Annotated in this window: 9 protein-coding genes and 1 pseudogene; 9 read left to right on the forward strand and 1 reads right to left on the reverse strand. The window is 42.3% G+C overall.

The genetic code is table 11. The features are described 5' to 3' along the window. The first annotated feature begins 27 nt into the window (after positions 1 to 27). The 6 genes and pseudogenes from S4054249_RS07575 to S4054249_RS07600 all read left to right on the forward strand — a co-directional run bounded on the left by S4054249_RS07575 (position 28) and on the right by S4054249_RS07600 (position 7,468). Positions 28 to 998, forward strand: a pseudogene (locus S4054249_RS07575) (transposase). A 198-nt stretch (positions 999 to 1,196) separates the two neighbouring features. After that, on the forward strand, positions 1,197 to 3,023 hold the full coding sequence (locus S4054249_RS07580) for an RHS repeat-associated core domain-containing protein (protein WP_069949054.1): 1,827 nt from the start codon (positions 1,197 to 1,199) through the stop codon (positions 3,021 to 3,023). Further along, positions 3,016 to 3,627, forward strand: coding sequence for a hypothetical protein (locus S4054249_RS07585; protein WP_046354106.1), 612 nt, complete (start codon positions 3,016 to 3,018; stop codon positions 3,625 to 3,627). The genes S4054249_RS07580 and S4054249_RS07585 overlap by 8 nt, the downstream gene beginning before the upstream one ends. Positions 3,628 to 3,643: 16 nt before the next feature. After that, a complete protein-coding gene (locus S4054249_RS07590) occupies positions 3,644 to 4,036 on the forward strand; it encodes a hypothetical protein (protein ID WP_145924989.1) in 393 nt (130 codons plus the stop codon). A gap of 399 nt (positions 4,037 to 4,435) precedes the next feature. After that, entirely contained in the window at positions 4,436 to 7,024 is a 2,589-nt protein-coding gene (locus tag S4054249_RS07595; protein WP_069949055.1) for an RHS repeat domain-containing protein, read from the forward strand. A gap of 45 nt (positions 7,025 to 7,069) precedes the next feature. Then, positions 7,070 to 7,468, forward strand: coding sequence for a tetratricopeptide repeat protein (locus tag S4054249_RS07600; protein WP_046354328.1), 399 nt, complete (start codon positions 7,070 to 7,072; stop codon positions 7,466 to 7,468). A gap of 450 nt (positions 7,469 to 7,918) precedes the next feature. Here S4054249_RS07600 and S4054249_RS07605 read toward each other — a convergent pair whose 3' ends face one another. Beyond that, positions 7,919 to 8,953, reverse strand: coding sequence for an IS110 family transposase (locus S4054249_RS07605; protein WP_046354329.1), 1,035 nt, complete (start codon positions 8,951 to 8,953; stop codon positions 7,919 to 7,921). A 393-nt stretch (positions 8,954 to 9,346) separates the two neighbouring features. On the opposite strand from S4054249_RS07605, the gene S4054249_RS07610 reads away from it, so the two are divergent. The 3 genes from S4054249_RS07610 to S4054249_RS07620 all read left to right on the forward strand — a co-directional run bounded on the left by S4054249_RS07610 (position 9,347) and on the right by S4054249_RS07620 (position 13,614). Then, positions 9,347 to 11,890 (forward strand): RHS repeat domain-containing protein, encoded by a 2,544-nt coding sequence (locus tag S4054249_RS07610; protein WP_069949056.1) that lies wholly within the window; start codon positions 9,347 to 9,349, stop codon positions 11,888 to 11,890. 7 nt (positions 11,891 to 11,897) lie between these two features. Beyond that, entirely contained in the window at positions 11,898 to 12,341 is a 444-nt protein-coding gene (locus S4054249_RS07615) for a hypothetical protein (protein ID WP_046354646.1), read from the forward strand. A 301-nt stretch (positions 12,342 to 12,642) separates the two neighbouring features. Beyond that, the gene (locus tag S4054249_RS07620) at positions 12,643 to 13,614 is read left to right on the forward strand and encodes a transposase (RefSeq protein WP_069949086.1); all 972 of its coding nucleotides are present in this window, start codon (positions 12,643 to 12,645) and stop codon (positions 13,612 to 13,614) included. Positions 13,615 to 13,664 lie beyond the last annotated feature (50 nt).

Here is a 13,664-nt window from a genome sequence, read left to right on the forward strand (position 1 = left end):
GATTGTTAAAGTATGGATGGCTTTTTTATGGCAATTGCAAGGAAGAGACAAGTGAGCTTGGTGGATACCAAGTACTATCACTGCATATCACGCTGCGTAAGACGCGCATTTTTATGTGGAGAAGATAATGCAACGGGTAAGTCATTTGAGCATCGAAGAGGGTGGGTTGAAGAGAAGTTATTACAACTAGCCAAGGTGTTCTGTATTGATGTATGTGCTTATGCGGTGATGAGTAACCATACGCATATTGTTTTGTATGTAGATGATAAAAAGCAAAAAGACTAAACGATAAAGCCATTCTTATTCGCTGGCATAAACAGTTTAAAGGGACTTGGCTGACACATAAGTTTGTCAGTGGCGAGTCACTGAGCAATTCAGAGCGTTGTTTGTTGTCAGAGTTGGTAGACGAATACAGAAAACGCCTAGCGGATATCAGCTGGTTTATGCGAACGCTTAACGAAGATATAGCACGTAAAGCCAATAAGGAGGATGGTTGCACAGGCCGTTTTTGGGAAGGGCGGTTTAAATCACAAGCCTTGTTAGATGAAGCCGCTTTAGCAGCATGTTTAGCGTATGTGGATTTGAATCCTGTTAGAGCCAAAATGGCTAAGACCCCAGAAGAGTCAGACCATACCAGCATTAAAAAACGTATTGAAACAGCAAAAGTGGGTAAACAACCCAAGTCTTTACTGCGTTTTGCAGGTAACCCAAGAAAACACATGCCAAAAGGCCTACCATTTGAATTCAAGTATTATGTTGAGCTGGTTGATTTAACAGGTCGATGTATTCGTGAAGACAAACGCGGATTTATTACAGATTCTCAACCAATCTTAGCAAGGCTGAATATCCAACCAGAGAATTGGTTAAAGCTTACTACCCAGTTTACGAGCGTGTTTAAAGGGTCAGTGGGCAGGCCAGATGCAAAGCAAAAATACTGTGAACACCTAAAGTTAAAGCGACGAGGCAATTTAACGCAGTGTAGTGAATTACTCGCTTAGTCTTTAATATACATTAACACCCCAATTTCAACGTAGCTTGTAAAAGCTATGCGCTTAGTCATGTCTAAAATCCCTGCAAAAATAACAACCTCAAAGTAAAGTACCTCTATAGCTTAAGTGAATTAAACACTTTTGAGTGGTTTGTTTATGTTTTGAAATTCACAGTGGGGAGTTGTGGTATAAATAGAGATGGGTGTCATGTTTAATTTTGCAAAGCGTGTGAAGGGCAACCAAATAGAAGTGTTTGATTATGATAGCAATGGCAATCAAATCAGCGCGGTGATGACCAACCATGGCGTGACTGCGTCTCAACGCAGTGTGGTGTACTCTGCACGCAATAAGGCCACGGATATCACAGTCAACGGTGAATTGGTTCAGTTTAGTTATGATACCAATAACCGACGCTTTAAACGTGTTGAGCACAATAAAACCATTTACTACGTCGGCGCACTTGAAATCGTCAAAGAGCGTGGTTCAGAGGCTTTATCTACGCAAACGTATATTCGCCGTAATATAGGTAATGACGCAGTAAAAACGTACCATGAAAATGGCCAAGAGAGTGTGCAATGGTTGTTTACAGACCATCAAGGCTCGGTTGTTGCAGTCGTCAATAACGGTGGCAAGCTGTTAAAGCGCTTTAGCTATGATGTATTTGGCAAGCAGTCAGAAGTACCTGTGCCAAACAACGAGTTAGACAAACAAAACTGGGCCCTTGAAACCGGTCTGTTTTGGACTGTCGCGAGCAATCAAAGGGCGTATACAGGCCATGAACCGGTCAAGTTTGGTGACGATACCCGCATCATTCATATGAATGGTCGGATCTACGATGCAGACACCGGCCGATTTATGCAAACCGACCCATTTGTTCAAGCGCCAAGTAATTTGCAGAACTATAACCGATATAGTTATGTGTTGAATAATCCGCTGTCGTTTACAGATCCGAGTGGGTACATTTTTAAGCCGCTTAAGAAGGTACGAAGAAATCTTATAAGAGCACATGCAAAAGTATACGGCCCAGAAGTAACGAATACGCTAGGGAATCTAGCATCGGCCGCTTGTGGTGGGGCAGTAGGTATTTGTTCAGCATTTTGGAACTATGAGTTTACGCGCGCAATGGGTGGCTCTTCGTCACAGGCGTTTAAGGCAGGAGTTATCGCAGGGGTGACGGCTCAGGCTTTTTATGAAGTTGGGGAGCATTTTAAAGGTGAATTCAAAATTACAAAAGATTTTGGTTTTGCAGATTTACAGTTAGGCCAGCAATTGCAATGGGCAGGAAGCCACGCCTTGGTTGGTGGTATTTCATCTGTCGCTTCTGGTGGTAAATTTGGTCATGGGTTTGTATCAGCTGGTTTTACTAAGATGGCAATGGGTAATGCTGGTTTTGATATGGATAATCGATCATGGGCGGCCATTGCAGGACGGACAGCGGTAGCAGCGGTTGTTGGTGGTACTTCGAGTCTGCTTACTGGTGGCAAGTTTGCTAATGGTGCTAGGACAGCGGCGATGATGCACCTACTAAATGCAGAAGCTACGAACTACAGGAAAAAAATAGCAGGATGGAGAGATGCAGAAAGGGCTGTTCGTAGCCGACTTAGAGACGATGGATGGGATATCGTTAAGAGGAGAGTATCGGCTAAATATGATGGTGATTGGTATATCCGAGGTAGGGAGTATGATGTAGTAGCATATAAAGATATAAATGGTGTTAGGCATTGGCAATTAGTTGAAGTAAAATTTGTTCGCTCCGGAAACTATGGGGTTTCAACGTCCCCAGTATCCAGAAAAGCGATGGGTTATCGTGGATTTACTCAAGCGTTTACAACTTCTCGACAAGTTTATTTTGACATGAAAGCAACGAATATGACTCTAATAGGAAAAGGATTACCAAATGGTTCAGTCCCTCTAAATCCAGGTCAGTACAGTATAAGCTGGGAGTTTGTAAAGCCAAATCAAACAGGCATTAGCGTAGGGATTAATGAAGGTAAACAATTTACAAATGCGATATTGGAGTTAACAGGTGGCTAGTTTATTAGAACAGTTATTACACTCTGGGTTTTGTTTTACAGACAAAAAAAAAGAGGTGTTAAAGAGAGAGCTTTTCCCGGGCTTTATTTGGGAAGTAAGTTTGGAAGATGACACTTGGGAAGAACTGTATGAAGTTGGGTTTTGTATATGGAGCCCATTGTTTGGAAAGCTCATGACAATATTATTTACTGAACATAAGACATTGGCTAATGAGTATCATCGAAGGGCATTGATCGATGATAACAAAGGATGCATCAGCTTTAGCAGTGTAGCATGGGAAGAAGCACCTACTGGTCAAATGGAGCTTTATTCTGCTGCTACGTATCTTAGTTTGAATGAATTTTTAACTAAGTTAGAGTCGGCCAAAGAAGCAAAAGATATATATTCTTTGATCTATGAATATCCTGTGTCAAAATTTGTTCCGCCTTCAGAGTTACTTTGGGTGTATCTATACCTACTAAAAGAGATGGGCTTAAGCAATTTGGAAATACTTGATAAACTTGCAAGCGAGCAAGAAAACTTTCCGGCCAAAACTCTCAAGCCAGTTGACTTAACGTTATTGGAGGCATTTGAGATGTCTTATAACAAAGCCCGAGAGCAGTGAAAAAGGAGTTTTAATTTTGAGTAAAAGTTATATATGTTCAATTGTTTTTTTAATCGCTGCGATGCAGTCAAAAGGAGCTAATATGGGCTCAATTGAAAAAGTAGTCAATAATTTGCCCATGATAATTCACGCTGATATCTATGATGAGGAGAGCGAGATTAATTACGGTAATTTTATTAATTGCATTGCACGTAAGGCTGCAGTCAAGTTTTCTAACCAAGATTATAAAGTGTTTGGGGAGGAGCTAAATAACTTTTCTACTAAAGCAGAGAAAGCAATGAGTGACGTAGAAGAAATGCTAAAAAATGGTCCACCACGACCATCTCGTAAGTTAATAGCATATATTGAAGCATTACAACCGACAATTGAAGAATGTGAAGAGGCTCATAACATAAGGGCTGAGTTTTAATTTGAAACATTAAATAAACATGACATATATGGACACTCCATTTATGTCAAGAAAAATAAACATGACACCCATCTTAATTTGGGGATAGGGAAAATACATGTGACACCCATTCCAATTTGGGGGTAGTGTAAGAAGCCGTCTATGCTTTAATGAATGTTAAAGTATGGATGGCTTTTTTATGGCAATTGCAAGGAAGAGACAAGTTAGCTTGGTGGATACCAAGTACTATCACTGCATATAAAAAAATAAACATGACACCCACCTCAATTTGATACCTACAATGGGTTTGGTGAATTAATAGAGCAAGAAGACGCTAACGGAAATGTTCATCTATTTGATTACGATGAAGTTGGTCGTAAAACATCTCACAAAGTCAACGCGGTTAATGTTGCTACATGGGTGTTCGATAACACGAAAAAGCATCGCTTAGCCTATGAATATACGAGTGATTGGTCAAAAAGTTATATTTACGATGAGTTTGGGCGGGGCGTCGCCTCAGTCACAGACTTTGATAGTTCGGCACTCGATTGTAAGAGTGTGGACCATGTGTCGTATGAACCCTCAAGCAAAGATGTTCGAATATCCGCAACCCTCGCATCCGTGAGTGCCAGTCACTGTGTTGTGCAGCTGACGACATTTGATGAGTTTGGTCGCGTATTCCAACAGTTTGATGATTATCGTCGCCTTAAGCAGAGAAATGAATACATAGAAGCACAGGGTGTTCATTTTACCTATCACGCTGGTCAGGTTGTCAAAAAGCAAGAAGCGCGCGAGGGAAGCAATGGGGCAGTCTATTATCAATTTTCGCAAGAAGATGGTGCTGGGCGTGTGACTCACTACAATAAAGGTCGCTTTGCCATGTCGATTGGTTACAGTGATACCGGCTTTTTGAGCACTTTAAATGTAGGGGGCAGCCATGAGTATATTCAATCACATAGCTATGAATTTGATGGACTGGGTAACCTCACATCCAGCGCATTTACTTTAGATGGTGGGGCAATTGAAGCCACTAGATTTGAATATGACTCGCTAAACCGTGTTACAACGGTGGATGGGAGCGTGGCATTTGCTTATGATGCAAACGGTAACCTCACCGCAAAGTCTGGTTGGACGCAGCACTATGATGGGGCCAAGCCACATGCGATTTCAAAGCGTGTGAAGGGCAACCAAATAGAAGTGTTTGATTATGATAGCAATGGCAATCAAATCAGCGCGGTGATGACCAACCATGGTGTGACTGCGTCTCAACGCAGTGTGGCGTACTCTGCACGCAATAAGGCCACGGATATCACAGTCAACGGTGAATTGGTTCAGTTTAGTTATGATACCAATAACCGACGCTTTAAACGTGTTGAGCACAATAAAACCATTTACTACGTCGGCGCACTTGAAATCGTTACAGAGCGTGGTTCAGAGGCTTTATCTACGCAAACGTATATTCGCCGTAATATAGGTAATGACGCGGTAAAAACGTACCATGAAAATGGCCAAGAGAGTGTGCAATGGTTGTTTACAGACCATCAAGGCTCGGTTGTTGCAGTCGTCAATAACGGTGGCAAGCTGTTAAAGCGCTTTAGCTATGATGTATTTGGCAAGCAGTCAGAAGTACCTGTGCCAAACAACGAGTTAGACAAACAAAACTGGGCCCTTGAAACCGGTCTGTTTTGGACTGTCGCGAGCAATCAAAGGGCGTATACAGGCCATGAACCGGTCAAGTTTGGTGACGATACCCGCATCATTCATATGAATGGTCGGATCTACGATGCAGACACCGGCCGATTTATGCAAACCGACCCATTTGTGCAAGCACCGAGCAATTTGCAGAACTATAACCGATATAGTTATGTGCTGAATAACCCGCTGTCGTTTACGGATCCGAGTGGGTATTTGTTTAGTGCTTTGAAAAAGGTGCAAAGAGGGCTGATAAAAGCTGCTGTCAAAGTATTTGGACCAGAAGTGGTTAGTATTGCTGGTAATTTAGCATCGGCGGCTTGCGGTCCGGCAGTAGGCGCTTGTGCGGCATATTGGAATTATGAGTTTACGCGCGCAATGGGCGGGAGCTCATCTCAAGCATTTAAGGCTGGAATAATCGCAGGGGTGACGGCTCAGGCTTTTTATGAGGTTGGGGAGCATTTTAAAGCGTTAGGTGATTACAATAAATGGCACGTTAATAGTGATATGCTAACAGAGTTTGGTGGTAACTTATTAACAAGCGGCCAAATAGCTGGCCAAATTTCGGCTCATGCAGTTGTTGGTGGTATTGCGTCTATAGCTAGCGGAGGACAGTTTGGTCATGGGTTTGTGAGTGCAGGTGTAACCAAAGGTGCTGGCGGTGCATTTTTACCTGGTGGTGGTGGGCTAGAATTCCATCAAATAGCGACAGGCACGGTTATTTCAGCTGTCATTGGTGGTACAGTATCGGAGATAACAGGCGGAAAGTTTGCTAATGGTGCTCGTACTGGGGCAATGCAGTATGTTTTGAATCAGGCGGGTGAGTCGATTAGAGAGATTTATGCATCCTTTGGTGTTGGCAAAGGTAGCGGAAAATGGGAAGTTAGGTTTGGTGCAGTCGGAACGTCAGAGAATGTGGTTTATAATCAGGAGGTTACAGTTCTAGATGAGCATGGAAATGTTATTGGTACTTTTGAAGGTAGCAGCACACCAAACCCCTTTAAGCCTAGAAATCCAAATGTCAGCGGAACAGATGCATACCCGCAAGTACAGGGAGGACAGTACGATTTAACGCACGGATTACATAGAGGCCAACCTGCTTTGTCAGTTAATGGAGATGGCTTTATTCCAACTACAGCTCCAAATCCAAATTTTCCTCAGCAAGGAAGTACAGCTAATTTTATCCGTGTACACAAAGGATATAGCAACACGTGGAAAGGTTCTGCTGGATGTATGACTATTAACCCAAATCAATGGGGTACGTTTATGAAGACTGTGCCGGCGAGTGGTAAAGGTCTCTTATATTTACCGAACTAGAGGTGTAATAATAAGTGGCTTTGACCTGTTTATTAAGGAGTTTCGATGAATAAGTTCTATATATTTGTGAGTGTGGTGCTAATCGCGCTATGTTCACCTACAACCTTTGCTAAAGATAAAGGCATAGTTGATGAATATCAGATCATTAAAGCTAACTATGTAGTACAGTTTAAAGAAGGAAATTATGAAGAAGCATATAAGGCTGCTGAAAACTTACTACATATTGATCCAACGGATCCTGTAGCATACTTAAAGTTAATAATGGCCGCACGCGAGTTAGGGATAGATATGAAAGTCATTCGTCATAACTTTGCGCCTTGGGTTTCGGAGTCTAATATGAAGGAACAAGAGCTTAAGCTAATTGCCGATATGCTAATTGAGTCTCCAAGGGTGGGGTTAAATTTGAAAAATATAGGTGACACCCATTCTAATTTGAAGAAATAAAAGAGACCCAATATAAAGCCCCAGCACATTTGCTGGGGCTTTTCTGTTTCTGGTCGAAAAAAATAAACATGACATATATGGACACTCCATTTATGTCAAGTTAAGCAAATCTATCGGGGCAGTTTTTACTGCCTCGTTATCGTTATTTTATTCCCTACTAGCCGCATTTCGATGATTAACCACTTGCAATAAAGCGTTGCTCTGACATATATCCGGGCTTAACTGTTATTCAGCGCCCCTAATGAGCTGCGAGCCTACACACCCTAAATTGAAAACACCCAATCGGTTTAAATACCGTGCCTTTGTCGGGTTTTATGTAGACAGGCTAGGCCTTTTTTCATCTAGTTTTAGCAACTATATGTTGGGAGGTTGCTAGGTGCTCACAACACCCACTCGGGTTATGTTACCCTTGTCACGTCCGAGTTTCCCAACAACCAAACTGAAATTATGCTACGCATTTTGCTTTACCGTATTGTTAAACATTGGTCGGTAGAATTCATTCTTTTGAAGTAATATCCACATCAACCTTGCTAGGCGGTGTGCAGTTGCAACAACAGCCTTATTGACACCTCTTCGTTGCTTTAAAGCTGTTATCCAGCGATTTAAATCGTCATCTTTTTTATGAGCATGATTCACAACAGTGCGAGCGCCATGAATAAGTTGCTTTCTAAGGTAACAATCACCACGTTTAGTAATGCCGCCTAGGCGATTAGTCTCACCTGAAGCATATTGTTTGGGGGTGAGGCCGAGCCACACACTAAAGTCTTTGGCACATTTAAATGCTTGGCCCTTGTCGATACTGGCACTGAAAGCAGACGCGATTATGGGGCCTATACCTGGTATTGATTGCATAATCTCTGCGCTACTATTTTGAGCATTCGACTGTCGGAACAGGGAATCTAGCAACCTAATTTTCTTGTCATAGCCTTCTAATTCTTCGAGCACCTCTAGTAGCATAAGTCGAATAACAGGTTGAATAGATTCGGATAATAGCTCATGAATTGCTCGTTTAAATATCGAGTATGCTTTAGGAATGTGGATACCAAACTCCAGCAGTAGACTTCTAGTTTGGTTAATACAAGCTGTGCGGGAAGCTAATACTCTTTCTCGCATCCTATGTAATATAAGGACAGCTTGCTGTTGCTCAGTCTTCACTGGAACGAATCGTATGTTGGGCCTTCTACTTGCCTCGTATATTGCCAAGCAGTCGTTTTTATCATTTTTATTACCACGGACAAACGGAGTTACATGTTGCGCGGGAATGAGATGAACTTGATGGCCAGCGGCCAAACATACGCGACCCCAATAATGAGAAGAACTGCAAGCCTCCATAACAACTTCGCAGGCGGGCAAGTTGAATAGAGCTTCATGAAGTTTTGCTCGAGATAGTCGCTTTGACAAGCAAGGCTTACCGAATTGATCGATGCCCAGCAGTTGGAATACATTTTTTGCCAAATCGATGCTCAATATACTAACGTTATTCATGATGGATGCTCCTGTTAACTGTCGTTATTAACATCTTCAGTTTGGCGCATTGACGCCGATTTGGGAGTGTCCATCTCATCACCCATCTTAATTTGGGGGTAGTGTAAGAAGCCGTCTATGCTTTAATGAATGTTAAAGTATGGATGGCTTTTTTATGGCAATAGCAAGGAAGAGACAAATAAGCTTGGTGGATACCAAGTACTATCACTGCAAACAAAATAAACATGACACCCATCTAAATAAACATGACACCCACCTCAATTTGATACCTACAATGGGTTTGGTGAATTAATAGAGCAAGAAGACGCTAACGGAAATGTTCATCTATTTGATTACGATGAAGCTGGTCGTAAAACATCTCACAAAGTCAACGCGGTTAATGTTGCTACATGGGTGTTCGATAACACGAAAAAGCATCGCTTAGCCTATGAATATACGAGTGATTGGTCAAAAAGTTATATTTACGATGAGTTTGGGCGGGGCGTTGCCTCAGTCACAGACTTTGATAGTTCGGCACTCGATTGTAAGAGTGTGGACCATGTGTCGTATGAACCCTCAAGCAAAGATGTTCGAATATCCGCAACCCTCGCATCCGTGAGTGCCAGTCACTGTGTTGTGCAGCTGACGACATTTGATGAGTTTGGTCGCGTATTCCAACAGTTTGATGATTATCGTCGCCTTAAGCAGAGAAATGAATACATAGAAGCACAGGGTGTTCATTTTACCTATCACGCTGGTCAGGTTGTCAAAAAGCAAGAAGCGCGCGAGGGAAGCAATGGGGCAGTCTATTATCAATTTTCGCAAGAAGATGGTGCTGGGCGTGTGACTCACTACAATAAAGGTCGCTTTGCCATGTCGATTGGTTACAGTGATACCGGCTTTTTGAGCACTTTAAATGTAGGGGGCAGCCATGAGTATATTCAATCACATAGCTATGAATTTGATGGACTGGGTAACCTCACATCCAGCGCATTTACTTTAGATGGTGGGGCAATTGAAGCCACTAGATTTGAATATGACTCGCTAAACCGTGTTACAACGGTGGATGGGAGCGTGGCATTTGCTTATGATGCAAACGGTAACCTCACCGCAAAGTCTGGTTGGACGCAGCACTATGATGGGGCCAAGCCACATGCGATTTCAAAGCGTGTGAAGGGCAACCAAATAGAAGTGTTTGATTATGATAGCAATGGCAATCAAATCAGCGCGGTGATGACCAACCATGGCGTGACTGCGTCTCAACGCAGTGTGGTGTACTCTGCACGCAATAAGGCCACGGATATCACAGTCAACGGTGAATTGGTTCAGTTTAGTTATGATACCAATAACCGACGCTTTAAACGTGTTGAGCACAATAAAACCATTTACTACGTCGGCGCACTTGAAATCGTCAAAGAGCGTGGTTCAGAGGCTTTATCTACGCAAACGTATATTCGCCGTAATATAGGTAATGACGCGGTAAAAACGTACCATGAAAATGGCCAAGAGAGTGTGCAATGGTTATTTACAGACCATCAAGGCTCGGTTGTTGCAGTCGTCAATAACGGTGGCAAGCTGTTAAAGCGCTTTAGCTATGATGTATTTGGCAAGCAGTCAGAAGTACCTGTGCCAAACAACGAGTTAGACAAACAAAACTGGGCCCTTGAAACCGGTCTGTTTTGGACTGTCGCGAGCAATCAAAGGGCGTATACAGGCCATGAACCGGTCAAGTTTGGTGACGATACCCGCATCATTCATATGAATGGTCGGATCTACGATGCAGATACTGGGCGGTTTATGCAAACAGACCCGTTTGTGCAAGCGCCGAGTAATTTGCAGAACTATAACCGCTATAGTTATGTGCTGAATAATCCACTGAGTTATACAGATCCGAGTGGGTATTTGTTTAGTGCTTTGAAAAAGGTGCAAAGAGGGCTGATAAAAGCTGCTGTCAAAGTATTTGGACCAGAAGTGGTTAGTATTGCTGGTAATTTAGCATCGGCGGCTTGCGGTCCAGCAGTAGGCGCTTGTGCGGCATATTGGAATTATGAGTTTACGCGCGCAATGGGCGGCTCTTCGTCTCAGGCGTTTAAGGCTGGAATAATCGCAGGGGTGACGGCTCAGGCTTTTTATGAAGTTGGGGAGCATTTTAAAGCGTTAGGTGATTACAATAAATGGCACGTTAATAGTGATATGCTAACAGAGTTTGGTGGTAACTTATTAACAAGCGGCCAAATAGCTGGCCAAATTTCGGCTCATGCAGTTGTTGGTGGTATTGCGTCTATAGCTAGCGGAGGACAGTTTGGTCATGGGTTTGTGAGTGCAGGTGTAACCAAAGGTGCTGGCGGCGCGTTTTTACCTGGTGGAAGTGGGCTAGAATTCCATCAAATAGCGACAGGCACGGTTATTTCAGCGGTAATTGGTGGTACAGTATCGCAGATAACAGGCGGAAAGTTTGCTAATGGTGCTCGTACTGGGGCAATGCAGTATGTGTTGAATCAGGCGGGTGAGAGTTTAAGAGAAAAACGAAACCCAGCCGAGGCTTTAGCTAAGGAGTATCTAGAAGATGGGCACTTAAAGCTTTGGGAAGCCAATGAGATTTGGAGAGCTAATACAGATCCAAATTTTGAGTTAACTGTCGATGCTACGAAACTTACAGTAACAGGAAATTTTAATGAGGCAGGTGTTGCATTCGGGAAAGTAGTTGATGGAAAGGACTGGCTTGTACATGGGTCTACAGCACTCTCAATGAAGTCTGATGGCTCTATACAAATATCAAGTGGGACTTATGATTTTACGCTCAATTTGAGATCGCAGTATCCTACTTGGATACAATACGCAGTTCGAAACACTTTAACTTATGGTGGGTTTTATTTGGCTTCAGTTGCGGGGACAAGATCTGGATTAGATTTTACAATTCATTATTCAGGCTCACCAAAGTATATAGTAACTAAATAGGGAAAGAATGAGATATACAATTATCATTTTAATAGCGTTTTTTTTGTCAGGCTGTGGCCCGGGCGTAAAAGATGGTACCGTTGAAATTGCAGCAGAATATTATTTTGCATTTGCGGGCGGAGAACAAAACTTTATTATCTACGAGGGGGGGGAGAGAAGCAAAGGCGTTATAATTTCAGCTTCTTTATCTCAATTTTTATTAGTGGATAATGTAATATATGCTTCAAGGAAACCTCTTATATCCGAGGTTATAGACGACGTTCTGAAAGTGGTCGGAAAAGGAGAGTGTGAATATTATTTTATAAACACTTTAGACCACACTGTAGATGGGCCCTTAAATGTTCACCAGGTAGCAAAAAGTAAGAATTGGGAAAAAGTCAATGTTGAACTTGATATACAGAAGCCGGTGATTATGAGCTCAGAGTGTAGCTTGAAGAGCGCTAGAATATAGAAAAGTAAATATAGGTGACATCCATTCTAATTTGAAGAAATAAAAGACACCCAATCTAAGGCCCCGGCACACTTGCTGGGGCTTTTTGTTTCTGGTCGCGTTTCGCCGATTTTTTGGTCACGCCTATTTGACCTTGGTGGTCACATCTATCGACCTTCTGGTCTAAGCAGAGTGCTATATACAAGTGTATATAGCGGTGTATGTGACCAACGGGAATACATGTGACACCCAATCAAACTTGGGATTAGTCTAGGAAGTCGTCTATGCTTTAATGAATGTTAAAGTATGGATGGCTTTTTTTATGGCAATAGCAAGGAAGAGACAAGTTAGCTTGGTTGATACCAAGTACTATCATTGCATATCACGCTGCGTAAGACGCGCATTTTTATGTGGAGAAGATAAGGTAACAGGTAAGTCGTTTGAGCATCGAAGAGAGTGGGTTGAAGAGAAGTTATTGCAGCTAGCTAAGGTATTTTGTATTGATGTATGTGCTTATGCGGTGATGAATAACCATACCCATATTGTTTTGTATGTTGATGATAAAAAAGCAAAACGTCTAAATGATAAAGCTATTTTGATTCGTTGGCATAAACAATTTAAAGGGACTTGGCTGACTCATAAGTTTGTCAGTGGAGAGTCACTGACCAATTCAGAGCGTTGTTTGTTGTCAGAGTTGGTAGACGAATACAGAAAACGCCTAGCGGATATCAGCTGGTTTATGCGAACGCTTAACGAAGATATAGCACGTAAAGCCAATAAGGAGGATGGTTGCACAGGCCGTTTTTGGGAAGGGCGGTTTAAATCACAAGCCTTGTTAGATGAAGCCGCTTTAGCAGCATGTTTAGCGTATGTGGATTTGAATCCTGTTAGAGCCAAAATGGCTAAGACCCCAGAAGAGTCAGACCATACCAGCATTAAAAAACGTATTGAAACAGCAAAAGTGGGTAAACAACCCAAGTCTTTACTGCGTTTTGCAGGTAACCCAAGGAAACACATGGCAAAAGGCTTACCATTTGAATTCAAGTATTATGTTGAGCTGGTTGATTTAACAGGTCGATGTATTCGTGAAGACAAACGCGGATTTATTACAGATTCTCAACCAATCTTAGCAAGGCTGAATATCCAACCAGAGAATTGGTTAAAGCTTACTACCCAGTTTACGAGCGTGTTTAAAGGGTCAGTGGGCAGGCCAGATGCAAAGCAAAAATACTGTGAACACCTAAAGTTAAAGCGACGAGGCAATTTAACGCAGTGTAGTGAATTACTCGCTTAGTCTTTAATATACATTAACACCCCAATTTCAACGTAGCTTGTAAAAGCTAT

This window comes from Pseudoalteromonas luteoviolacea (genome assembly GCF_001750165.1).
GTDB classification, from domain to species: domain Bacteria; phylum Pseudomonadota; class Gammaproteobacteria; order Enterobacterales; family Alteromonadaceae; genus Pseudoalteromonas; species Pseudoalteromonas luteoviolacea_G.